Source organism: Dysgonomonas sp. PH5-45 (assembly GCF_029893235.1).
Taxonomy (GTDB): Bacteria; Bacteroidota; Bacteroidia; order Bacteroidales; family Dysgonomonadaceae; genus UBA1309.
Genome location: NZ_JARXWE010000025.1, coordinates 1 through 25,466 on the forward strand (window position 1 = coordinate 1; position 25,466 = coordinate 25,466).

At 43.5% G+C, this 25,466-nt stretch carries 21 protein-coding genes; 13 read left to right on the plus strand and 8 right to left on the minus strand.

Features of this window, described 5'->3' with window-relative positions; translation table 11 throughout:
• Positions 1–113 precede the first annotated feature (113 nt).
• The gene (locus M2132_RS09270) at positions 114–1,421 is read left to right on the plus strand and encodes a peroxiredoxin (protein ID WP_280673115.1); all 1,308 of its coding nucleotides are present in this window, start codon (positions 114–116) and stop codon (positions 1,419–1,421) included.
• A gap of 110 nt (positions 1,422–1,531) precedes the next feature.
• On the opposite strand, the gene M2132_RS09275 is transcribed toward M2132_RS09270, so the two are convergent.
• Positions 1,532–1,717 (minus strand): hypothetical protein, encoded by a 186-nt coding sequence (locus M2132_RS09275; protein ID WP_280698273.1) that lies wholly within the window; start codon positions 1,715–1,717, stop codon positions 1,532–1,534.
• Positions 1,718–1,907: 190 nt separating this feature from the next.
• On the opposite strand from M2132_RS09275, the gene M2132_RS09280 reads away from it, so the two are divergent.
• The 3 genes from M2132_RS09280 to M2132_RS09290 all read left to right on the plus strand — a co-directional run bounded on the left by M2132_RS09280 (position 1,908) and on the right by M2132_RS09290 (position 4,700).
• The gene (locus tag M2132_RS09280; RefSeq protein ID WP_280673113.1) at positions 1,908–2,819 is read left to right on the plus strand and encodes a TraB/GumN family protein; all 912 of its coding nucleotides are present in this window, start codon (positions 1,908–1,910) and stop codon (positions 2,817–2,819) included.
• 126 nt (positions 2,820–2,945) lie between these two features.
• The gene (locus tag M2132_RS09285; RefSeq protein ID WP_280673112.1) at positions 2,946–3,845 is read left to right on the plus strand and encodes a DUF2156 domain-containing protein; all 900 of its coding nucleotides are present in this window, start codon (positions 2,946–2,948) and stop codon (positions 3,843–3,845) included.
• A gap of 9 nt (positions 3,846–3,854) precedes the next feature.
• Positions 3,855–4,700, plus strand: coding sequence for a GNAT family N-acetyltransferase (locus M2132_RS09290; protein ID WP_280673111.1), 846 nt, complete (start codon positions 3,855–3,857; stop codon positions 4,698–4,700).
• A gap of 6 nt (positions 4,701–4,706) precedes the next feature.
• On the opposite strand, the gene M2132_RS09295 is transcribed toward M2132_RS09290, so the two are convergent.
• From M2132_RS09295 to M2132_RS09315, 5 genes are all read right to left on the minus strand, one after another.
• Entirely contained in the window at positions 4,707–5,534 is an 828-nt protein-coding gene (locus M2132_RS09295; RefSeq protein ID WP_280673110.1) for an MBL fold metallo-hydrolase, read from the minus strand.
• Positions 5,535–5,623: 89 nt separating this feature from the next.
• On the minus strand, positions 5,624–6,574 hold the full coding sequence (locus tag M2132_RS09300; RefSeq protein WP_280673109.1) for a nitronate monooxygenase family protein: 951 nt from the start codon (positions 6,572–6,574) through the stop codon (positions 5,624–5,626).
• 94 nt (positions 6,575–6,668) lie between these two features.
• Entirely contained in the window at positions 6,669–7,832 is a 1,164-nt protein-coding gene (locus tag M2132_RS09305; protein ID WP_280673108.1) for a peroxiredoxin, read from the minus strand.
• A 69-nt stretch (positions 7,833–7,901) separates the two neighbouring features.
• A complete protein-coding gene (locus tag M2132_RS09310) occupies positions 7,902–8,669 on the minus strand; it encodes an amidohydrolase (protein ID WP_280673107.1) in 768 nt (255 codons plus the stop codon).
• A 34-nt stretch (positions 8,670–8,703) separates the two neighbouring features.
• Positions 8,704–9,252, minus strand: a complete 549-nt coding sequence (locus tag M2132_RS09315) for a lysophospholipid acyltransferase family protein (protein ID WP_280673106.1) — start codon at positions 9,250–9,252, stop codon at positions 8,704–8,706.
• Positions 9,253–9,490: 238 nt separating this feature from the next.
• Between M2132_RS09315 and M2132_RS09320 the strand changes: the two genes are divergently transcribed.
• The gene (locus M2132_RS09320) at positions 9,491–11,152 is read left to right on the plus strand and encodes a glycogen/starch synthase (RefSeq protein ID WP_280673105.1); all 1,662 of its coding nucleotides are present in this window, start codon (positions 9,491–9,493) and stop codon (positions 11,150–11,152) included.
• A 99-nt stretch (positions 11,153–11,251) separates the two neighbouring features.
• The gene (glgP, locus tag M2132_RS09325) at positions 11,252–13,828 is read left to right on the plus strand and encodes an alpha-glucan family phosphorylase (protein ID WP_280673104.1); all 2,577 of its coding nucleotides are present in this window, start codon (positions 11,252–11,254) and stop codon (positions 13,826–13,828) included.
• Positions 13,829–13,909: 81 nt separating this feature from the next.
• On the opposite strand, the gene M2132_RS09330 is transcribed toward glgP, so the two are convergent.
• The gene (locus tag M2132_RS09330; protein ID WP_280673103.1) at positions 13,910–15,805 is read right to left on the minus strand and encodes an amidophosphoribosyltransferase; all 1,896 of its coding nucleotides are present in this window, start codon (positions 15,803–15,805) and stop codon (positions 13,910–13,912) included.
• 137 nt (positions 15,806–15,942) lie between these two features.
• Positions 15,943–17,787 (minus strand): glutamine--fructose-6-phosphate transaminase (isomerizing), encoded by a 1,845-nt coding sequence (glmS, locus tag M2132_RS09335; RefSeq protein ID WP_280673102.1) that lies wholly within the window; start codon positions 17,785–17,787, stop codon positions 15,943–15,945.
• Between the two features lie 359 nt (positions 17,788–18,146).
• Between glmS and M2132_RS09340 the strand changes: the two genes are divergently transcribed.
• The 7 genes from M2132_RS09340 to M2132_RS09370 all read left to right on the plus strand — a co-directional run bounded on the left by M2132_RS09340 (position 18,147) and on the right by M2132_RS09370 (position 25,342).
• The gene (locus tag M2132_RS09340) at positions 18,147–18,830 is read left to right on the plus strand and encodes an ABC transporter ATP-binding protein (RefSeq protein ID WP_280673101.1); all 684 of its coding nucleotides are present in this window, start codon (positions 18,147–18,149) and stop codon (positions 18,828–18,830) included.
• A 30-nt stretch (positions 18,831–18,860) separates the two neighbouring features.
• Positions 18,861–20,108 carry an ABC transporter permease gene (locus tag M2132_RS09345; protein ID WP_280673100.1) on the plus strand — a complete coding sequence of 416 codons (1,248 nt, stop codon included), beginning with the start codon at positions 18,861–18,863 and terminating at the stop codon, positions 20,106–20,108.
• Between the two features lie 29 nt (positions 20,109–20,137).
• On the plus strand, positions 20,138–21,388 hold the full coding sequence (locus tag M2132_RS09350) for an ABC transporter permease (RefSeq protein WP_280673099.1): 1,251 nt from the start codon (positions 20,138–20,140) through the stop codon (positions 21,386–21,388).
• Positions 21,389–21,451: 63 nt separating this feature from the next.
• Entirely contained in the window at positions 21,452–22,591 is a 1,140-nt protein-coding gene (locus tag M2132_RS09355) for an efflux RND transporter periplasmic adaptor subunit (RefSeq protein WP_280673098.1), read from the plus strand.
• Between the two features lie 27 nt (positions 22,592–22,618).
• On the plus strand, positions 22,619–23,962 hold the full coding sequence (locus tag M2132_RS09360) for a TolC family protein (RefSeq protein ID WP_280673097.1): 1,344 nt from the start codon (positions 22,619–22,621) through the stop codon (positions 23,960–23,962).
• 5 nt (positions 23,963–23,967) lie between these two features.
• On the plus strand, positions 23,968–24,729 hold the full coding sequence (locus M2132_RS09365) for a GDSL-type esterase/lipase family protein (protein WP_280673096.1): 762 nt from the start codon (positions 23,968–23,970) through the stop codon (positions 24,727–24,729).
• A 4-nt stretch (positions 24,730–24,733) separates the two neighbouring features.
• A complete protein-coding gene (locus tag M2132_RS09370) occupies positions 24,734–25,342 on the plus strand; it encodes an L-threonylcarbamoyladenylate synthase (protein ID WP_280673095.1) in 609 nt (202 codons plus the stop codon).
• Positions 25,343–25,466: the final 124 nt, after the last annotated feature.

Genomic DNA, 25,466 nt, shown 5'->3' on the forward strand with positions numbered 1-25,466 from the left:
AGAGATTGAGCAAATATTCAACGCGCTTATTTCATTGATAATAAATATTTTAACTAAACAAATCAGCGAATTGTTTCAACTACTGATTCGCATTACTAATAATTGAGACATCTATGATAAAAAAAAATCTCATAAGTATTTCCTTTTGTCTTGCCGGTATATGCAGCCTTGCTGCTCAACAAGTACAACTGCAATCGCCGCTCTTGGCAAATAAGGATGCCAAACTCTATTATTTTACAGGGGCTAAAGTCGATTCCCTGCTTTCGGTAACAGATGCTTCGGGGAAGGTTATCTTTAATATCACTTCCGGTGATTACCGGGGTATGGCGGCATTGGTTGTTCCCGGCGCGGGAGGTGTCGAACTGGTAGTGGTGGAGCCTGCGGTTACAGTAGAATGCGACAGTAACCAGCTGAATACTGAAACTGTCAGTTTCTCCGGTTCCAAAGAAAATTCCTTCCTCAAATATATCTTTACAAACCAGAGCCGTTATATGCGGCAGCAGACTTGGCTACAGGCAGGCAACCAGCTATTCGATGCCGGTTCGCCTGTCCTGTCGGCTATTCAGTCCGAACAGGCAAAAGTAGAAGCTGCAATGCAGGCCTTAGATAAAGAGATTAACTCATCTTCCCTTTATTCAGCTAAATATTACCGTCTGGTCGATTTTATGAACCGCCTTTTCGACACCGAACAAAAACGGGATAGCGAAAGGGCTGCCTTTATCCGCAAGGAAATGGAGGAAACACTGGATATTGCTTCTCTATATACATCGGGGCGGTTGTGGGGCAGCGTATTGAACTTCTATATCAGCCTGTTCAACCATACCGCCGGAGAAGATAAGCAACAGCAATATGCAGCTTCAATACAGCGCGCATCGCAACGGCTGCCCGCTCCGTATTACGAAGCTTTCTTGGCAGGCTGTATAACAGAAACGGAGCGATTCGGCTGGCGTGAGGCACAGGATGGTATCCTTGCTGCGATTCATCCGCGGTTCGCGCCTTCCATCGGAAGCCTTCAACGGGCATTAGGTGCGTACCGTGCGAAGAATAGCGAAACCATGCCTTCTCTTGTGGGGCTGGAAGATACTAATGAGTTATATGATAAAACTTTGGTCGTTTTTTACGATTCGAATTGCGGCAATTGCAGCATTGAAATGTCACAGTTGGTAGCAGCTTATCCCCGATTGCAAGAAAAAGGCGTCCGAGTGGTATCCATCGCTGCCGATGTAGACAAAAATAAGTACGAAAATAGTATTAAAGACTTTCCGTGGAAAGATAAACTATGCGACTTCAATGGATTCGAGGGGGTGAACTTTGCCAATTATAATGTAATTGGTACTCCTTCTTTTTACTTGCTGAATAAGGATAATAAGTTAGAGGGGATATATTTTGCGGTGGGAAAGGTTATAGAAGGTGATCTATGAATGATGAATGAAAAGTTTAAAGCTAAGGAGGGTCAAAAGTGGGAGCGTAAATTAAACTGTGTCAGCGTTTCGCTTTCACTTTAAGGTTTCAGGTTTTTTATACCCCTGTCTCATTCAATGGGTAATGAGGAACCTGAGTTGGCAATGATGTATTCTTTAATGCCGACTGCCGGATTTACTTCCACATCACGGATTGTTACTGTTGAAGGAAGCGAATTCTGTCGAAATGTAACCGTTAGCGGTTGCACTACTATTCCAACAATTAAGTCGGACGGGAGTGATACCCATATACTCAATATATGCGATAAGTTTTGCGATTCACGGTTTTGTGTAATGTTTAGGTCTACAAGCTTCCCAGGGCTTGTAGGCCTTTTTTATAGGGAGAGGTAATATAAAATTAAGAAAACCCTCACAGATATAGCACGTTTGCCTATTTATCCTTATTTTTAAGGTGAATTTTCAGTAAACGAAATAGCACGATCAATTATGAAAAAAACGCGCGCTTCTATTCTTGTATTGGCATTAATGGTTTGTTTGTCCGTACAATTGTGTGCCGGCCAAGAATTTACAGGGGCTTTGCTTTGGCGGATTTCGGGGAACGGGCTGTCCCGCCCATCTTATATAATGGGTACGCATCACTTTGCGCCGATAGGCTCATTGAATCGTATTGCAGGGCTGCAAGACGCGCTCGCCGAATCGGAACAGGTTGTAGGAGAGCTGCTGGAGTCTGACATGGAAAATCTGAAGGATCAGTTTGTCGATAAAATTGTACTACCCGCAGGGTACAGCTATCGGACAATGCTTACCGAAGAAGAATACAACCTCCTTGACGAGTATCTGACCACAAAGGTCGGGCTGGGCATGGAGCAAATGAGCCTCATGAAACCGGCTTTCATTGCTATAATGTGTGCCGAGCAGATGAATATGGCCGCAAACCCCGAATTCGATTTGTCGGTTCACGAAGACATGGATACTTATTTTCAACAGATTGCCATCCGAGACGGCAAATCGGTTGTAGCACTGGAAACCGTTGATGAGCAGATGCACGTCTTGTTCGAAAACGGCTCGTACCAAGAACAAGCCAAAAGCCTTGTTTGTACAATCCAAAATTTAGACTACTCCATCAGCATGATAAAAGAAATGGATGCTTACTACGAGGCTGGCAATCTGACGGCTTTGTTCGGTCTGATAGACGATCCCCACGATCCTTGCCCCATGAGCCGGGAAGAAAAAAACATGCTGAATAAAGACCGTAATCGGAAGTGGCTGCAAAAACTGCCGCGGATAATGGCCCATAAGCCAAGCTTTATTGCTGTGGGTTGCCTGCACCTTGCCGGAAAAGACGGGCTTCTGTACAACCTTCACAAACAAGGATATCTGGTTGAGCCTGTAAAGTAAAAACAATAGGAGCAGAAAGGCTGTTAATAATATTTAAGCCAAAATACAGATTTACGGACTAATCTAAAACGGACGTATCTTTGTTTATTGGATAAGACAAATAGAAATGACACTCACAAAATTCCTATGCTCAACTTTAAACCAATAACCCTTGCCGACAGAGATACGATATGCGAAGCCCTTGCCGGGCATCCTTACCGGGCTTGCGATTTCACCTTTGCCAACCTGTATGCGTGGAACGCAAAGTTTAAAACCCAATATACAATCGCTGACGGTACGCTCTTCCTTCGTTTCAGGGGAGCATGCACCAATATGTTCTACATGATGCCTGTTGGGGGGCAGCTTACTGTGAAACAAGCCGTAGAAAAAATGATGGCAGATGCCGCCAATAATGGTGTTGCATTCAGCATGAAAGCTATTACCGACAGGATGTGGCAAAAAATAGAAACCGAAATGCCCGGCCTTTTCGACTATACGCACGAACGTGAAAACGATGAGTATATATACCTGACAGAAAAACTGATAACCCTCAGCGGAAAAAAATTGCAAAGCAAGCGCAATCATATAAACCGTTTCAAGGCCGACAATCCCGACTGGGAGTATAGCTCTGTTACAACCCAAAAAGACTTGGACGAATGCTTGGAGATGCTCAACAAATGGGACGATGTACACGATGATCCCGGCAATTCGCTCGAATACGATTACATTGCCACAAAACTAATGCTCCAAAACTTCAACCCTCTGGAGCTAAAAGGTGGAGCAATCCGTGTGAACGGACAAATAATTGCTTTTTCGCTGGGTGAACCGCTAAACGAAGACACTTTTGTGGTACATGTAGAAAAAGCATACAGCCACATAAACGGCGCTTACACCATTATGAACCAACAATTTGCCATGCACGAGGCTTCCGAATACAAATACATAAACCGAGAGGAAGACATGGGGCTGGAATCGCTACGCAAAGCAAAACTTTCTTATCAGCCCGAACTTATTTTGCAGGAGGGCATTGTAAAACTTAAAGCATAGACCCGCCTTATGATTCGATTTGCCAACAACGAAACAAAACCCGAAGTCAGGGACATGTGGAAAACCTGTTTTGGAGATTCCGACAGCTTTATAGACATGTATTTTGCCCAAAAATACAAGAACGAAAATACCCTCATCTACATCGAAGACGGCAAAGTTGCCGCATCCTTGCAGATGCTGCCTTATACAATAACTTTCTGTGGAGAGGAAATTCCCTGTTATTACTTTTCGGGCTTATGCACCCTACCCCAATACCGCCGGAAAGGGTATATGGAGAAACTAACTCTTGAAGCCTTCAGGGTGATGCAAGAGCGTTCCATTCCGTTGGCAATACTGATTCCCGCCGAAGATTGGCTTTACGGATTTTACAACCGGTATGGCTTCGAAAAAGTTTTTGATAAAGATACGGACGCCATTCCCTTGAAAGATATTCTGGATAAGTATCCCAACGATTTAATACAAGCATACGAAGCCTTCGACAAACTATTCCGGCACAAGGATTTTTGCGTTCAGAAAACATTCGACGATTTTAAAACCATCGCCTCCGATTATATCGCCTCCGATTATCCCCACAAACATAACCTTGCAGGCATGGCACGTATAGTAGATGCCGACAGGCTTCTGAAAGTTTACGCACGGAACAATCCCGATAAGTCGTTCATGCTGAAAGTATTTGATTCGCTGATTGCACAAAACAATCTGTTGTTCATTAACAAAGATGGTGAAACAGAACTGGATGCCGAAATTAAATTTTTGGCACGGATGCTATTCGGTTATCATACATACGAGTTTAAGCCCAAATACAAGGCTTTATTCGAAGAACATCATCCCATTATGAACCTGATGTTGGAATAAAAAGGATCAGAAAAGTTTAATATCCGAAGGTTTACCCCTGTTCAGCGTTTTCAGCTTTACATCGCGGTTCACCTCGATGCCACTATTGGCTAAGCAGGTTTCTACGGTTTTGTATGCCAGTTGCGGGTGGTTATTATCGTTGCTGAGATGACACAACCACACTTCTTCTAAAGTTGGGGTATAGATAGAGGCTATAAAGTTGCCAGACAGACGATTGCTCAAATGTCCCGACCCCGAAGTTATACGCCGTTTCAGGTATTCGGGATAGCGGCCAAAGCGAAGCATCTCGTCATCGTAATTCGATTCCATTATCAGATGATTGGCTGTCGATGCATAGTGGGTTATGGTTTCCGTGATACGCCCCACATCGGTAATAAGGACAACGGTTTTCCCCTCGAACGTAATCTGATAGCCAACATTTTCGATTGTATCGTGCGGAACATCGAAGGCCGTTACTGTGAATCCCCGGATGGCAAAAGCCTCATCTTTGCATATAATCCGGCGGGAGGTAGAAACCAGATTCTCTACATAGTGGCTGCGCTCTATTCCGGCATGCACAGCTTCTGTTGCATAAACAGGCACATGCATTTTGTTGGCAAATGGCGCTACGTTTTTTATGTGGTCGGCATGATCGTGCGTGACAAGCACACCAATTATTGTTTCTATGGCTATGCCATATTCGCGAAGGTATTTTCTTACTGTCCGGAAGCCTATCCCTGCATCAATCAGAATTCCGTATTCGGGAGTCCCCAGATAGTAGCAGTTTCCACTACTGCCACTCGATAAGCTTAAAAGACGGAAATTTGTTTGTTTTGAGAATAGGTCTAACTGCATGACGTGCAAAGATAGTTATTCCACAATAAAAAAACCTCGGCGCTCATTATTTTTTATAAGATGCCGAGGTTATATTTAGAAATTTTACTTTACAGATTCAATCCGCCCAGTCTTTTCGCACTATCATTAAATTCGGCTATTATATTCTTCATAACTTCGCCAACAGAGGGAATGTCGTCTATCAGGGAGGTAATTTGTCCTATTTCAAGCTCACCTTCAACCAAATCGCCTTCAAATATTCCTTTCTTTGAACGCCTGCGCCCAAGTATTTCTCTGATCTCGTCGGCCGATGCTCCTCTGTCTTCGGCTTCCTGCACTTTTTGGTAGAATTCGTTTTTCACCAAACGTGTAGGGCTTAGTTTTTTTAGAGACAACATTGTGTCACCTTCCTTCAGGCCAACGCAAAGCTTCTTGAATTCGTCCGAAGCCGAACTTTCTTCGGTTATGGCAAAGCGTGAACCTATTTGCACACCCTCTGCTCCCAAAGCCATTGCTGCCAACATGGTGTTGCCTGTTCCTATACCACCTGCCGCAATGAGAGGCGTTTTGGTGAGTACTTTTTTTATCTGCGGAATCAGCACCATAGTTGTTGTTTCTTCGCGCCCATTGTGCCCACCGGCTTCGAAGCCTTCGGCAACGATGGCATCGACACCCGCTTCCTCGCACTTCATGGCAAATTTAGAGCTGGCTATAACATGCGCCACCTTTATTCCATGTCCTTGCAAATGGTTTGTCCATGTTTTAGGGTTACCCGCCGATGTGAAAACGATAGGTACTTTTTCGTCCACTATTATTTGCATAATCTCTTCCAAGTCGGGGTAAAGCATAGGCACATTCACTCCGAATGGCTTGTCGGTTGCTGCTTTACACTTCCGAATATGTTCGCGCAATGTATCGGGATGCATCGAGCCTGCACCTATCAACCCCAATCCACCGGCATTACTCACAGCCGCCGCTAAACGCCATCCGCTGCACCAAACCATTCCCCCTGCAATGATGGGGTATTTTATCCCGAAAAGAGATGTTATTTTATTTTCCATCGTTTTTTCTATTTTTGAAATTACTGTCCGTATGCAAAAGTAGTAATTATTATTGAGGCTCGAATATGCAACCTATTTCACTCTCTCTTCTCTTCTACTGCACAGCATTTTTTAGTAATGCTGCACGGCTGGCTATTTTCCCGTCTTTGATGAAAAAATAGGTAGGTGTGCCAATGATTCCGTAGTTGGCAAACAGTTTGCCATCGGTATCGCTGATGTTGTCTTCCCAAGGGAGATTTTTTGCCCGGTCTTCGTTGGCGGCTATCGAAACGACTACAATGCCCTGCTTTTTCAGTTCGGGATATGCCTCTATCAGTTTTTTCTTTTCATCGTCACAGTGGCTGCAGTTGTTTTCGTAAAAAAACAAGAGGATGTTATTTTTCAGATAGTCGTTTAAGCGTTTTTTCTGGCTTATCTCGAAGTCCACAGGAGGTTCACCAACCACAACACCAATGCTTTTCATGCTTATCAGCAAATTTTTAGTGGGATTTTTTATCCGTCCCGAATTGTACATATAGAGAACAATTTGAGTTTTCACGTAATTCCAGTCATATTGTTCGCAAATTTCTATCATATTGTTGCCAAACTCGTCCATAACTTCTTCCGAGCGCATGTTGTTTATAATCTTTACGGCATCGCCAATCAGATAATCGTCACTGTCCGTTTTTTGCATAACAAACCCTACCCAATAGCTTATCAGGGGCCTCCACAGGGAAGAGTGGTATAAAACATCCATGTCGAGCTCTTGGGTTGCAAACCTACGCATCTCCTCGGTCTGGCTCGGTGTAAAGTTTCCAAAATTATTCAACTGCTGAAAATAGAGGGTTGTTTGCAAAAACCTTTCGGCATAGAGTGTCATATCTATACTCTCCACACCAGCTCTGCCCATAATGTGGTCTTGCAGATACGAATTCTCGGGCGAACCTGTAAATATCATATTACTGAAGTTGGGGTCTACCGCCTCCGAGTGGATGCTTAACGGCTCGTTATCTAATACGAAGTCTATACTGGTTTTCCCGGTCAGTATGAGCGATGCTATACCTCTGTACGATTCTGAGCTTGCCGGTATTTGTATATCGCCACTGCCTGTTATGTTAAGGCTACCCGAAGCGATGGTATCGATATGCGTTCCCCGGTACGTAACAAGCACATAGTCTTGCAACGGAAACTGACTGAAGGATACATGTATAGACGATTGCACCTGCGCGTAAATTCCAATTAAAACAAGCAACAGGCAAAAAAGGTGTTTTCTTTGCATAAATATCGTTTGGGTTTTGTGTTTTGCAAAAATAGGGCTTTATGCCCAATATGAAAAATGAGAAACCGGTTAAATAATAGTAAAACTATCGGCATCTTTCCATACAGGGAATTTTTGCCTGAAATTGTCCAATTCGGCTTTCGATATTTCAATAGTTTCAATTTGTTCCGCACCGTCTTGTATCGACGACAGAATCTTTCCTTTAGCGTCAATCAACCGGGAACCTCCCGAATAGTTCAACCCGTTACCATCAGTACCGATGCGGTTCACACCACACACATAGGCCATATTCTCAATAGCGCGGGCTACGAGCAAACTATCCCACACATGTATGCGGGGTACAGGCCAGCTGGCAACATAAATCAACAGGTCATATTCATTGTCAACGTTTCTGCTCCATACGGGGAATCGCAAATCGTAACATATCTGCAAGCAGATGCGGAAATCTTTGTAGTTGACAATAAGCTTCGAATGGCCCGCTTCAAAATGTTTGGGCTCTTCGCCCATCCGGAAGAGATGTTTTTTGTCGTAATAATATTCTGCATCGGGAGTAATGAAAAAGCCACGGTTAAAGAATTTTCCGGCCGATTGCCCGATATGACTACCGCAGATGGCAACTTTATATTTTTGCGCCCACAATTTCAATGCCGAAACCGTGCTGCCATCGTTCGCTTCGGCTAAGTTGTGGCTGTTCATCGAAAAGCCTGTCGAAAACATTTCGGGCAAAATCACCAGATCGGTTTTCCCCGAAAGGGATGCGATTTTCTCTTCGGTCAAAGCCAGATTCCGGGCTTTGTCTTCCCAAACGATATCGGTTTGTATAAGGCTTATTTTCATGACTATTGAGATTGTTACGTGAATTTAAGCGAAGCTAATTGTTTGCTTCAAATTTATCGGGATGCCTTCCTTGCGCTCCTGCGTAATATAATTGTATTTTAGGCAAATCGCTGTCTACATCGCCCGTAGGATAAAAAACATCTTTAAAGGTCACCGTTTTTTTCTTATAGTCCAAAACCACAATCAGTATCGGCACTTTTGCAGCCAAGGCAATATAATAAAATCCTTTTTTCCACTCTTTCGCTTTTTTTCTTGTGCCTTCGGGTGTAATAGCCAACTGAAAAGTATCTCTTTTGCCGAACTCATCGGCCATTTGCTCTGTCAGCGACGATCTCTTGCTCCGATCCACAGGAATCCCCCCTATCGCATTGAAAAGTAGATTCATCGGAAAGAAAAACCATGTCTTTTTTATCAAGAAACAGGCTCGCCTGCCCATTGCCGAATATATCAGTTTGCCCAAAATCAAATCCCAATTGCTGGTATGTGGAGCAACACAAATAACACACTTTTGGGGGCTTTCGGCAAGGTTTTCTATTTTCCAACCTATCGCTTCAAGAATCTTTTTACTTAATATGCTTATCATTGAGGGCTATCGTATTGAATTAATACTGTTTTCAATCATCATTCTCGTTACTGAGTCCTTAAACAGTATCAATATTAAAAATCCCTTTATTTTATTTCTTATCCATAATGATAAGAACATTCTTTTCCCGGGAATTGTTTTTATTTTTGACAAAAGTAATAAAAAGAAGTTGTGGCATCGGTATATCAAGACAATCTAAATAAAATTAACTTTGTGTTCACATCTCAAAACTAACTGTATGACCAAAAAACAGGTTAAGAATGAATTGCTCATCCCCGATTATGTATTCGAAGCAAGTTGGGAGGTGTGCAATAAAATGGGTGGAATATACACCGTTTTATCGTCGAAAGCCAAAACCATGCAAACCATCTACAACGGAAATGTATTGTTTGTAGGTCCCGATGTGTGGAAAACGGACGAAAGCCCGTGGTTTGTGGAAGATAAAAAACTATTTGCCGACTGGATAAAAACAGCCAAAAAGGCAGATGGGTTGAAAATCCGTTGCGGATATTGGGATGTACCGGGGCAGCCAAAGGCCGTTTTGGTAGATTTCCAATCATTTTTCGATAAAAAAGATGATTTCTACACCCATATGTGGAATACCTTTAAAGTAGATTCGCTTCATGCCTATGGCGATTATGACGAATCGTGTATGTTTGCTTACGCGGCTGCTTCGGCGATAGAAAGCTTCTATAACTTTTACCGGCTGGAAAACAAAAATGTAGTTGTCCATTTTGACGAATGGATGCTGGGCATGGGGCTTTTGTATGTGAAAGACCGCTTGCCAAAGGTTGCCACCGTTTTTACAACCCATGCCACAACGGTGGGGCGGTCAATATGCTCTAACAATAAACCCCTGTACGGACAGCTAAAGGCTTATAATGGCGACCAGATGTCGCACGAGTTGAACGTAGTATCCCGCCATTCGGTCGAAAAAGCGGCGGCTCACGAGGCCGATTGCTTCACCACTGTGAGCGGAGTAACGGCAATGGAATGCGAACAACTGCTCCGGTGCAAGCCCGAAATAACTCCCAACGGTTTTGAAAAAGATTTTGTGCCAACCGGCAGGGCATATACCACAAAACGGAACCGTGCCCGTAAGGCACTGATAGGTATGACCGAAAAGTTGACAGGCCAAAAGATAGACAAAGACTGCCTGCTGATAGCAACAAGCGGACGCTACGAATACCGGAACAAGGGAATAGATGTTTTTATTGATGCCTTAAATCGGGTTAAATATCTGCATAAGCTCGAAAAACAAGTCATAGCCTTTATTATGGTTCCCGCGTGGGTAGACAGTCCACGGGAGGATTTGAAAACGCGCCTCAAAAGTAAAACAGATTATACAACCCCACTCCCCAACCCATTCATTACACACAATATCCATAATATGGATAATGACCAAATTGTGAGTCAATTGCGATGGTTAAAACTCGACGAAGTGCAAAGCCGGGTAAAGATTGTCTTTGTTCCTTCGTACCTGAACGGAGCGGATGGAATACTCAATATGGATTACTACGATTTGCTGATAGGTATGGATGCCACCTTTTTCCCGTCGTACTACGAACCTTGGGGATATACCCCTCACGAAAGTATCGCATTTTCCGTACCCACACTAACAACCTCCTTGTCGGGCTTCGGTGTATGGGCAAAACAGATTGACGATTGTTCTTCTATTGCCAGCGGAATAAGGGTAACAACCCGCAACGACGATAATTTTGTGCATGTGGCTATTCGCATCTGTGATGCCATATGCCAACTGTCGGCTATGCCTCCCGAGCGTGTAGCCGAAATGCGTAAAAAAGCGACAGACAAAGCCGCCATAGCCGACTGGGGACATTTTTACCGTCACTACAGTGATGCTTACAGCAAAGCCTTGCACAAAGCAAAAGCCAGATAATAGAGACTTTAGTAAAAACAACCCGATAAAATTCGTTATATTTGTTGTTATACTAACCTCATTCAGATTTTAAAAATAAGTTTATCAAAAGCACTTAATATGAAAATTCAAGCCAGTTATTCGAATACACCTGTATGGAAATATGCACACACACAGGCCAGACTTCCAAAGGAGTTGGAGTTACTTGAAGAAATAGTGCATAACTTGTGGTGGGTATGGAACAGTGAGGCCACCGACCTTTTTGCTGAGTTAGACCCTAAGTTGTGGAAAGAATCGGGATATAACCCTGTTCTGCTGATTCAAAACCTGTCGAGCGAACGGGAACACCAGATAGTAGCCGACAAGGATTTGATGAAAAAAGTCAGTAAAGTATTTGCCGATTTTGAATACTATATGTCGCAAAAACCCAATCCGGCAAAACCCTCGGTGGCATATTTCAGTATGGAGTATGGTTTTACCCATATCCTGAAAACATACTCTGGCGGTTTGGGCGTTCTGGCAGGCGATTACCTGAAAGAAGCCAGCGACAGCCGTGTTGACCTCGCAGGGGTTGGTTTTCTGTATAAATACGGATACTTTACACAAACCCTATCGCCCGACGGACAGCAAGAGGCTATCTACGAGGCGCAAGACTTCACCACCCTGCCTTTAGAGCCTGTTCTTGAACATGACGGAACCCAGATGGTGCTGGCTGTGCCTTATCCGGGCAGAGATGTGTATGCCAATATATGGAGAGCCAATGTGGGGCGTGTTCCTTTATATTTAATGGATACCGACCTTGAGAGCAACAGTGAGTTCGACCGCGTTATTACCCACCAGCTTTATGGCGGTGACAACGAAAACCGGTTGAAGCAAGAATACCTGCTTGGCATTGGTGGCATTCTGTTGCTTAACAAGTTAGGAATTAAAAAACAAGTATATCATTGCAACGAAGGCCATGCCGCATTGATTAATATACAACGGCTGCTGGATTTGATTGAAGGCGAAGGCCTTACTTTCAATCAGGCTCTTGAGGTGGTTAGGGCATCGGGTTTATATACCGTGCATACACCCGTACCGGCCGGTCACGATTATTTTGACGAAGGGCTTGCCGGCAAATATCTGGGGCAATTCTCCGGTCGTTTAGGAATATCGTGGAACGAACTGATGGATATGGGACGCGAAACACCCGGAAGCCACGAACAATTCTGCATGAGTACCTTTGCCTTGAACACTTGCCAAAGGGCAAACGGCGTAAGTTATTTGCATGGAATAGTCTCGCGCCATATGTTTAGCCCCATCTGGAAAGGGTACTTTGCCGAAGAGTTGCATGTAGGCTACGTAACCAACGGCGTGCATATGCCAACATGGGCAGCCAAAGAGGCAAAAGAAGTGTACGAAAAAACTTTTTCCGAAAACTTTTATGAAGATCAGTCGAACACAAAAATATGGGATGCAATCCAAGATGTTCCTGATATAGAAATATGGAATCTGCGGAAAGCCTTGAAGAAGCGGCTTATCGACTACGTAAGGGAACACCTGAGAGACAGTTGGATAAAAAACCAAACAGACCCTAAGCGCATACTGTCTATCGTTGAAAAGGTAGACCCCGACGCACTTCTGGTAGGTTTTGGCCGCCGTTTTGCCACTTACAAAAGGGCTCACCTATTGTTTACCGACCTCGACCGTTTGGCAAAACTGGTGAATAACCCTAAACGGCCTATCCAATTTTTATTTACCGGAAAAGCCCATCCGGCCGATGGTGCGGGACAAGGACTCATTAAGAAAATAGTGGAAATTTCGCGCCGCCCCGAGTTTATCGGGAAAATCATTTTTCTCGAAAATTACGATATGAACTTGGCCGAGCGCCTCATATCGGGGGTTGATATATGGCTGAACACACCAACCCGCCCCCTTGAAGCTTCGGGCACATCGGGCGAAAAGGCTGTTATGAACGGAGTTCTCAATTTTTCGGTTCTTGACGGATGGTGGTACGAAGGTTTTCAGGAAGGTGCAGGCTGGGCGCTGACCGATAAGCGAAGCTACGAGAATCAAGGCTTTCAGGACGAGCTTGACGCGGCAACTATCTATTATACGTTCGAGAACGTGATTCTGCCACTATACTATGCCCGTAACGAGGGTGGTTACTCCCCCGAATGGATAAAGTACGTAAAGAATTGCATCGCAAAAATAGCTCCGATGTACACAACCAAACGTATGATTGACGACTATATTTCAAGGTTTTATATCCCGTGTACCGAACGCAGCAAATTTGTTACAGACAACAATTATGCAAAAGCCAAAGAAATTGCGGCATGGAAGGAGGATGTATCTTCGAAATGGAATACCTTTACGGTAGAGTCTATCAGGGTGAATGGCGCAGACCCCTCTACTACCCCGATGTCTACCCAGTTTGAAGAAGAAGATATTATCGTGGAAATAGTTATCGACAAGAAGGATATACAGGGCAATTTAGGAGTTGAAACCGTACTGGTGAGAGACGATAATAAAACAAACCGTTCTAAATTCATCTTGGCAAACCGCATTCCGTTGGTAAGGCAAGAAGGTTCTAAACTTTATTTCAAACGCGAAGGAAAGCTCCAGCATATCGGTAATTATAAATACGCATTCAGGGTATTCCCCGATAACCCCGATTTGCCACACCGCATGGACTTTGCTTATGTCCGCTGGATTTAATTTTGAGACGATTATATAGAAAACAAAAGCAGGATAACCTCTTTTCCGGAATATCCTGCTTTCGTTTTTATAATACTTTATTTAATACGACCGCTTGTCTACTCCTTCTATATAGTTAAGGAAGGCAGTATTTACCATACGCATACCGCCGGGGGTGGGATAATTGCCCGAAAAATACCAGTCTCCTTTATTGTTGGGGCAAGCTTTATGCAGATTTTCCACACTCTGGAAGATAATCTCTACTTTGGCTTTAGTTCCTTTCGGGGTCAGCATTTCGGCTATCTTATCCGAAATCTGTTTGTCAGTAAAAGGGGCATATATTTCTTTTACGTAATTCACAATTTCTTCTTTCGGTTTATCACGCTGTGCAGCCGATTTTTTGTAAACGCTGTCTATCACCGATTGCATATTGTTTTCTTTCAGCAATTCTATGGCCGCACGGAAAGCGGCAAACTCGGTCATTCGAGACATGTCTATGCCATAACAGTCGGGATACCTTATCTGTGGAGACGACGACACGATGACTATTTTCTTTGGGTTCAGCCTATCCAATATCTTTATGATGCTCTGCTTGAGGGTTGTGCCACGAACAATACTGTCGTCAATAACCACCAGATTATCCTGATAGGGATCTATCGAGTTGTAAGTAATATCATAGACATGTGCCGCCAAATCGTCGCGACCATTATCTTGCGCTATAAACGTCCTTAGCTTTATGTCTTTTATAGCAACTTTCTCGGTACGTATACGACGCGACAAAATCCCGGCCAGTTCTTGGTCGGTTATATCTTTTCCTTTGCTTAAGATAGCTTTTTGTTTTTCGTCCTGCAGATATTGATCCACGCCTTCGGTCATGCCATAAAAGGCAACTTCGGCCGTATTGGGGATAAAAGAAAATACCGTATGGTCTATATCGTTATCGATCGACTTCAGTATCTGGGGCAAAAGCAATTTCCCCAGTTCTTTACGTTCGCGATAAATATCGGCATCAGACCCACGAGAAAAATATATACGTTCGAAAGAACAAGGAGACACCGTTTTTTTTCTGTCTTGTATTTGCGATAAAGACACCGCACCATCTTTTTTGATGATAATAGCTTGTCCGGGGTCGAGCTCCTTTATATCTTCCACGGCAAGGTTGAAGGTTGTTTGTATTACCGGACGTTCGGATGCCACAACGACAATTTCTTCGTCCTGATAATAGAACGCGGGGCGTATTCCCCAAGGGTCGCGATATGCAAAAGCGTCGCCACAACCAATCAGACCACAAATAACAAATCCTCCATCCCAGTTTGTGCTGGCTTTGTTCAGCAAGAAGTGAAGATCCAGATTTTTTTCTATCATGCTGTTCAGTTCAGCTCCCGAAGCCCCTGTTTTACTGGCTTTATCGTACTGATACTGCACCTCCCTATCGAGGCCATGACCAAGTTTTTCGAGCAACACGAACGTATCGGCATACTCCCGGGGGTGCTGTCCTTCGGCAACAAGCTCGTTAAACAGTTCGTCAACATTCGTCATATTGAAATTGCCTGCCAAAACAAGGTTTCTGGAAATCCAATTGTTTCTCCGCAGAAATGGGTGTACGTACGACAATCCGCTTTTTCCTGTCGTGCTGTATCGTAAATGCCCTAAAAACAATTCGCCGGTAAAGGGCAGGTTCTCTTTGGCGTAAAAAACATCGTTGAGACGTGCGGGGGGTATATTCTCGTAGTTCCGGTGAACATCCGAAAATATTTTGGAAATGGCGCTCGAACCCTCGGCCCTTTCTCTGAAAATAAACTCTTTTCCCGGTGTAACATCCATCTTTACCACAGCCAAGCCGGCGCCTTCTTGTCCCCGGTTGTGCTGTTTTTCCATCAGCAGGTATAGTTTATTCAATCCATATTGCCACGTTCCGTATTTTTCCTGATAATACTCAAGTGGTTTTAGCAGACGGATCATAGCGATCCCACATTCATGTTTTAAGGGCTCTGTCATAGCGGTTTAATGAAGACATTGTCTCTATTTGGGTTGTAACTTCTTATTGAAACGGTAAACGTAAAAGGACAAAGAAATTCTGATTTGTTTTTCTCTGTCCTTTTTTCGTTATTTATATCATATTTAATTCTAAAGTTTTATTCTACGGTAACCGATTTAGCCAAGTTTCTGGGCATATCTACGTCTCTGTTTTTATTGACAGCTATATGGTATGCCAACAATTGCAAAGGAATTGTTGATAGCAGTGGGTCAAGGCACTCGATAGTAGAAGGGATTTCGATGTAATGATCGGCTATATTCTTTATAGCAGTGTCTCCCTCGTTAATGATTGCGATGACACGTCCTTTCCGGGCTTTTATTTCCTGAATGTTGCTCACTACTTTTTCGTAGTTTGCATTGTTAGGAGCAATAGCCACAACAGGCATTTCATTATCAATCAAGGCTATTGGCCCGTGTTTCATTTCGGCAGCCGGATAACCTTCGGCATGAATATACGATATTTCTTTCAGCTTCAAGGCTCCTTCTAATGCTACCGGGTAGCTATATCCACGACCTAAATAAATAAAATTATTTGCGTACGTAAAGATACGGGACAAGTTGCGGATTTCGTCGTTCAATTCCAATATTTTGGATATTTTATTAGGTATGTCTTGCATTTCTTTCAAGATTCGGCCATAGTCCGCTTCCGAAATCGTTCCTTTGGCTTTGGCAATGGTCAAGGTCATCATGGTCAGCACTGTAACCTGTGCGGTAAATGCCTTTGTTGATGCCACACCTATTTCAGGTCCGCAATGGGTATAAGATCCTGCATCCGTATTGCGGGGGATGGAAGACCCTACCACGTTGCAAACACCATAAACAAAAGCCCCTGCTTTGCGGGCAAGTCCTATTGCCGCCAACGAGTCGGCTGTTTCGCCCGATTGCGAAATGGCGATAACCACATCGTCGGGATAGATTACCGGATTACGATACCGGAACTCCGAAGCATATTCCACTTCTACCGGTATCCGGCAATATTCCTCAAGCAGATATTCGCCAATCAGGCCGGCATGCCATGATGTCCCACAAGCAATAATGATGATGCGGCGCGCATTGATAAATTTATCTTTAAAGTCGATGATACCAGACAATGCCACATTCGAACCTTCTACATTAATACGCCCACTCATACAGTTTTTCAGAGTTTCGGGCTGTTCAAATATCTCTTTCAGCATGAAGTGGTCGTAACCGCCTTTTTCAAGCTGGCTAAGGCTCATTTCCAGTTCGGCAATCTGGTGTGTTTTTTCTACATTGCCTATGGTAACAATCCGGAGGTCTTCTCCTCTTTTGATAACAACAATCTCCTCATCGTCAAGATAAATCACTTTTTTTGTGTATTCAACTATTGGCGAGGCATCCGATGCTAAAAAGAATTCGTTTTCGCCAATCCCAACCACCAAAGGACTGCTTTTACGGGCTGCTATTATCTGATCCGGATTTCCTTTTTCTATCACGGCTATGGCATATGCCCCAACAACCTGGTTCAAAGCCACCTGTACGGCCGTAAACAAATCGCATTGATTGCGGTTCTTTATATATTCTACCAACTGTACCAAAACTTCGGTATCGGTACTACTCTGGAATGTAAAACCTTCTTTTTCTAATTCAGCTTTCAGCACAGTATAGTTTTCTATAATACCATTGTGTATGAGAGCCAAAGACTCCGACTGAGAGTAGTGAGGGTGCGCGTTACAATTGCTGGGTTCTCCGTGTGTAGCCCATCGTGTGTGTGCAACACCTATCGTACCCGTTGTGTCTTTTTCCTTTGCAAAATCTTCCAAATCCTGAACACGGCCTTTTGTTTTATATACCGCCAAATTGTTCTGATTGTTAATCAGAGCCACCCCGGCACTGTCGTATCCACGATATTCCAAACGGTGAAGCCCCTTCATTAGAATAGGGTAAGCGTCTCTAAATCCTATATATCCAACTATTCCACACATACATACAAATATTATTGGTTTCTTATTTTTAGTTTTTGGTTTCTTACTTTCTTTGCCCAGAAGATAATAAGCATATTAACAAGAATATGGTTCTGGAGGTTTTTCGAGCGTCAAAGATAAAAAAATAAAGCCGTTGTGACAAATCGTAGAAACTTGCGACTTATTTTTTAAAGACATATTTATTAAATTATCTAATTATATCCCGATTACAATATTTGTGATATTTTTACGTCTCTAATGGTATCGGGAACGAAAAGATAGGAAATACAAAGTATATGTCTGCTTTTTGTAACAAAACCAGCATTTTTGTTAATGTTAGGAAAATTAACCAGTTTTAGCTTCTAAAAAAATTCAGCCTTGTGATAAAAATTAGAAACCTGAATAAAACATACTTCGGAGCATCGCCCCTACATGTGCTGAAAGGCATAAACCTCGATGTGGAAAAAGGAGAATTCATTTCCATAATGGGAGCCTCGGGTTCGGGAAAATCTACCTTGCTTAATATTTTAGGCATCTTGGATAGCTACGATACAGGAGAATATTACCTGAACGATACTCTGATACGAAATCTGAACGAAACCCGTTCGGCGCACTTGAGGAACAAGATGATAGGCTTTGTTTTTCAGTCATTCAACCTCATTTCGTTCAAAAACGCATTAGAGAACGTGGCTCTGCCTCTCTACTACCAAGGTGTAAGCCGCAAAAAACGGAATGCGATAGCTATGGAATATCTCGAAAAATTAGGACTGGGAAAACATGCTGCCCATATGCCTAATGAGCTTTCGGGCGGACAGAAACAACGGGTAGCCATAGCAAGAGCGCTGATTGCCAAACCTCAAATCATTCTTGCCGACGAGCCAACAGGTGCGCTCGACAGTACAACCTCGGTCGAGGTTATGGAACTGATGCGAAAACTGAACATAGACGAGGGTATCACCATGATAATTGTAACCCACGAACAGTCGGTAGCGGATGCCACCGACAGGGTTATCCATATAAGAGACGGGATTATAGGTTCGATTGAAGTCAAGAAAAACATATAATCAAGGAGTTTAGAATAAAAAAGTTAAACCATGTTCGATTTCGATTCTTTAAAAGAAATACTCATAACCATCAGGCAAAACAAACTGCGTACCTTCCTTACGGGTTTTGCCATAGCTTGGGGTATTTTCATCCTCATTGTTTTGCTTGGGGCAGGAAACGGCTTGCGCAACGGGGTTACATCAAACATGACACGGAGGGCAAAGAATACGATAGGCCTTACTCCCGGATATACTTCGATGGCCTATGCGGGGTTGCCTGTTGAGAGAGAAATAAAATTTGACGACCGTGATATCGAACTCATTCGCGACAAAACCGAGGGAGTATCGCACTTCAGCCCAATGCTAAACAAATCGGCTACCATGTCGTACGGTACCGACTACGGCTCATGGTCGCTACGAGGTGTATATCCCGATGCCGAATACATCAACAATATGACCATTCTGGAAGGACGCTTCATCAACGATATCGACATTAAGGAGAAACGGAAGGTTATGGTTATCAGCCCGGAGATGGAAAACATCCTTTTCAAAGACAAAAATCCCATCGGCAAATATCTTACGGTCGACAGTCTGGCTTATATGGTTGTAGGGGTTTATAAAGACGAGGGTTCGTTTGGCTCTTCGCCTGCCTATGCTCCATTTACGACCGTGCAGGCTGTTTCGAGCAAGTTTTTTGGTTTAGACAGGATAGAGTTTGTTGTTCCCGACATCGATACCGAAGCTAAAAGTTTGGCTTTCGAGGAAAGCCTGCGCAAACAGTTGGGAGCCATACACCGTTTCGACCCCAAAGACCGTTCGGCTCTTTACATTCGTAACACAGCCCAAGATGCGGCTCAGGCAAATATGATCTTTGGCGGTGTCGACTTCGTGATATGGATGATAGGCTTCCTCATATTGGTGGCCGGAGTTATCGGCGTAGGCAATATCATGCTCATCACCGTAAAGGAGCGTACCCGCGAGTTTGGCATACGCAAAGCTATCGGCGCCTCGCCGGGGTCTATATTGAAACTTGTGGTGCTTGAGTCTATCATTATAACCGCTGTGTTTGGCTACATAGGCATGATATGCGGTATAGGTATAACGGAGGTTATCAATTACTATATAGAATCCATACCTCGCGACCCCGACGCTCCGGTTATGTTTAAAGACCCTACCGTTGGTTTGGGTATAGTGATTCAGGCCACCCTGACCTTGATTCTGGCAGGCGTACTGGCAGGTTTGATACCCGCGCTGAAAGCCGTCAGGGTGAAACCCATAGAAGCAATGAGAGCCGAATAAATATTTACGATAACAACAATGCTACCGATATGTTAGATAAATGGCAAGAAATATTAGAAACGCTCAACCGCAATAAGCTACGGAGTTTTTTTACAGGCTTTGGAGTTTTTTGGGGAATATTCATGTTGATAATTTTGCTGGGGCTGGGCAGTTCGTTCGAGGGAGGGGCATTGAAGTCGATAGACGGCTTTGCCACCAACTCTTGTTTTTTCTGGACAGGGCGTACAAGCAAACCATACAAAGGCTTTGGCACAGGCCGTTTCTGGACTATGAACAACAAGGACATAACCCAGATAAAACAAAAAGCATCGGCTTTGGAATATATCTCACCCATACTCTTTGTCAATAGCTTCAACAAGAATGTGGTGAACGGACAAAAAACATCAACGAGCGATATCCGAGGGGTGTATCCCGAACATTTCGATATAGAACGACAGGATGTTCTCTTCGGGCGACTGTTTAATGACCGTGACGATAAAACTGAACGCAAATCCTGCATTATAGGTAAAAAAGTTTACGAAACGCTTTTTTCCGAAACAGAAGACCCGATAGGAAAATACATACGTGTAAATGGCATTTACTTACAGGTTGTTGGCGTTATCCGCCCAAAATCGCATGCATCCATATCGGGCGATGTAGAGAACTCGGTGTTTATCCCTTTTTCAACAACCCAGCGCCTTTTTGGTATTGGCGATGTCATTTATTTTATTGCCTGTACCGCTAAACCCGGATACGACTGTGCCACGCTCGAAGAGCAGGTAACCAATATACTGAAAGCCAATCACGATATAGCCCCCGACGATACCAAAGGGGTTGGAAGCGTAAATGTGGAAAAACAGTTCCTTACCTTCTCCAATTTCTTTCTGGGAGTTGAAGCCTTGGTGTGGATTGTGGGTATCGGTTCTCTGTTGTCGGGGATTATAGGCATCATGAATATAATGCTGGTTACCGTACGCGAACGCACCCGCGAGATAGGTGTGAGGCGTGCTTTAGGTGCAAGCCCAAGGAATATACTGACGCAGATAATGAGCGAAAGTTTACTGCTGACAGCCTTGGCCGGTTTTTCGGGGCTATTCTGCGGAATGATACTCTTAGAGATAGTCCGGGCTATAATGACTATGGGGCCGCCCGAAGATTCATTCTTTGTTCCCCCTTTCATCTCGATAAGCAAAGCCATTATAGCACTTTCCATACTTTGCGCTTCCGGCCTGTTAGCCGGCCTGCTGCCTGCTTATAGGGCTTTGCAGATAAAAGCCATTGATGCTATCAGGGACGAATAAATGAAACATCCGGTTAATAGAAATAATACAAAAGAAAAACAATAACATAACATATAGATAAAGATGAAAAAAATATTCAAAATCATTCTTATTTGCGTCGTTGCACTGATAGTCATTGTACCTTTGGCGCTCATAGTTTTGAGAACAGGCAGCAAAAACACGATGTACGAAATTGTTACTGTCGAAACAGGTGATATAGAAAACACGACGGTTGCCACCGGAAAAGTTTCGCCCCGTGACGAAGTTCTGATCAAACCGCAGATATCGGGTATTATTTCAGAAATACGGAAGGAAGCGGGCGATTATGTGAAAAACGGAGAGGTAATTGCCGTAGTGAAGGTTATACCCGAAATGTCGAGCCTTAACTCTGCCGAATCGAGAGTGCGGGTGGCGCAGATAAACCTTAATTTGGTGAAAACCGAATTTGAGCGGCAAAAACAACTTTTCGGAAAAGGTGTCATAGCAAAAGAGGAAATGGATAAATCGGATGCCGAATACCGGAAGGCAAAAGAAGAGTTGAGTAATTCGATCGACAATCTGGATATCGTGAAAAGCGGTATGTCGAAAGCCACGGCACAATACAGCAACACCCAGATACGGGCCACGATAGACGGTACAATCCTTGATGTTCCCGTAAAGGTGGGTAACTCTGTTATTCAGGCAAATACGTTCAACGACGGAACCACCATAGCATCGGTTGCCAACATGAACGATATGATTTTTGTGGGCAAAATAGACGAAACCGAGGTAGGGCGCATTCATGTAGGTATGCCTATACAACTGACAGTGGGAGCCATAGAAGATAAAAAGTTTGAAGCTACGCTCGAATATATTTCGCCCAAAGGTGTGGAAGAAAACGGAGCCGTACTCTTCGAGTTTAAGGCTGCCGCCAAAATACCTCAGGGTACATATATCCGTGCCGGATACAGCGCCAATGCCGAGATTGTTGTAGCCAAAGCGGCAAGCTCTTTGGTAATACCCGAAAGCTGCATAGAATTCTCGGGCGATTCGGCATACGTTTATGTTGTAAAATCGGAACAACCCGAACAGGTATTCGAGAAAAAACACATCAAAACAGGGCTATCCGACGGTGTGAAAATAGAAGTGAAGTCCGGCTTGAAAAAAGGCGATAAAATACGTGGAACGGAACAAACTTCGTACAAACGGACTAAAAAAGAGGTAGAAGTGACGGTAGAACATTAATCATGATTAAAACAATACGAAGGATTTATGAAAAAATATATAATAAGCGCATGTCTTCTCTTGTCGGTATTTTCTATCCAAGCGCAAGATAAATGGACATTGAGGCAATGTATAGACTATGCCATTAAGAACAATATAGAGATAAAACAACAGGATGTTGCCGTACAGAGTGCCGAGGTAGACCTCAGTACAAGCCGCAACAGTCGCCTGCCCAACCTAAACGCAAGTGCAGGGTATAGTCTTGGTTTTGGACGGGCAAAGACGGTGTCGAACTCTTCCGAAAAAATACCATCATCGTCCTCTTCTTTCAGTTTCGGTGCATCGAGTAGCATGCCGCTGTTCACAGGTTTCCGTATCAGTAACGAAATTGCAGGTAAGGAACTCGATTTGAAAGCCGCAATGGCAAATTTGGAGAAAGCCAAAGAGAATATGGAACTGCAAGTTACCTCATATTATCTGGATATCCTTTTCAAGAAAGAAATCTTGAAAGTTTATCAGGAACAAGCTGCTTTAACGCAAACACAAGTCGAAAAAACTCAATTTTTGGTCGAAAGCGGAAAGGTGGCGGCATCGCAGCTATACGACATTAAAGCACAGTTGGCAAACGACGAGCTAAATATAACCAACTCGCAGAATGACTTGGATTTGAGTTTACTGAATCTTTCGCAACTGCTCAACTTACAAACCGATGATTTGACCTTTGATATTGCCGAACCTCATATCGGGGATGTTATAATGGACAATATATCGAGTATCGTTCCTCCCCGGCATATATACGAAACAGCCATTGCCATAAAACCCCATGTAAAAGAATACGAATACAAACTTGCCAGCAGTAAAAAAAACCTAAAAGTGGCGCAATCGGGCTATTGGCCAACGCTCGATTTGAGATTAAATTATGACGCCAGCGCATACTTTATAAATGACTCGAAAGCTAATAATCAGAGTTTCTTTGGTCAGTATAAGGATAGCCAGCAGGAGGCCATAGGCATAACGTTGAGCATTCCTATCTTTAACCGCTTCCAAACACGTAACCAGGTGCGTACAGCCCGGCTGAGCATACAGAACAGCGAGCTGGCTCTCGACAATATGAAGCTATCGCTCTATAAAGAGATACAACAAGCTTACCAGAGTGCCATTGCCGCTCAGGCAAAATATACATCGACCGAAAAATCGCTGGCTGCGGCAACCGAATCGTTCAAATATGCCAAAGAAAAGTACGAGGTCGGTAAGTCGAGCGTGTACGAGTATAACGAGGCCAACACAAAGCTGATAAGCAGCAAATCGGAGCAGGTACAGGCTAAATACGATTTTCTGTTCCGGGCAAAGATTCTTGATTTTTATTCGGGCAAGGAAATTGATATACAATAATATATATGAAAAAACACAGAGGCTTGCTCATTGCAACGATATCTCTTACTGTATTGTTTGCCATTGCCCTCTCATTCAGAGTGCCGCAGAGAGTTTACGGTCGTTTTTTTCAAAAACCGGACTCGGGTCCATTATGTACTTACGAGTTGAAAAACTTTAAATTCCATTATCAAAAAGAAACCGCAACACCCTCCATTGTGATGTTTGGCAACTCTCTGATTGATTATGGCGACTGGAAAACCATATTGGGGCGAGAAGACGTAATCAACAGAGGTATAGCCGGCGATCAGACCTATTGCATGTGCGAGCGTCTTCAGTATCTGACATCGCTGAATGCCAAGATATGGTTCATTGAGGGTGGAATAAATAATATAGGCATGTCGCCCGAAGGTATTTTAGGCAATTATGCGGAGATTGTGCAATTTGTAAAGAACGAAAATGCTGTGCCTGTCATAAATTTGGTTTTGCATATCGGAAAAAACGCAGGCAATAAATTCACCGCTTTTAAAGATTATGAAACGGTAAACAGCAGGGTTGACGCCCTGAACAAGCTTCTGACTGGCTATGCCCAAGAGAACGGAATAAACATTATCGACCTGAATCCGTTATTAACAGATAAGGAAGGTTTGCTAAAGGACGAATTCACCACAGACGGCGTTCACCTCACCGACAAGGCATACAAGCTTTGGGGCAACGAAATTGATAAGCTTTTAGAAAGTCACAACATACAGCAACCATCCCAAAGAGCTATTTCATCAAACAATTAGAATTATGATAGTGAAAATATATCCCGAAAACCCCAATCAAAAAGAAATTGATAAGATTGTGGAAATTCTCCGCGACGGAGGGCTTATCATATACCCCACTGATACGGTTTACGCGATGGGATGCGATGCGCTCAACGTCCGTGCGGTAGAGCGGATTTGCCGTCTGAAAGGGATAAATCCCGCAAAAAATAATTTGTCTATCGTTTGTCACGACCTCAGCAACCTGAGCGAATATGCCAAAGTGGATAACAGCACCTTCAAACTGATGAAGAAAAACCTGCCGGGCCCTTTCACTTTCATCCTAAATACAACATCTAAACTCCCCAAAATATATAAAGAAAAGAAAACCGTTGGGATACGCATACCCGACAATAATATCCTCCGTGAGCTTGTTCGCTGTTTGGACTCCCCCATTCTTACCACATCCATAAAAGATGATGACGAGGTTATCGAATACACAACCGACCCGGAACTGATTCACGAAAAATACAATGAACTTGTAGATGCCGTCATAGACGGAGGATATGGAGGAATAGAACCTTCCACAATTGTTGACTGTACAGGTAACGAACCCGAAATAACACGACAGGGAAAAGGCGACCTTATCTTGTAATTTACACTTTTTAGTTATACATTTGCTCCCGCCGGATTTTTAGGCAAATTTGTATTCGAGAATCTTCTTTTTTGTTTGAACATAAAACTTTTAAGTACAGTATAAAAGTTGTCGTTTTTTTTGT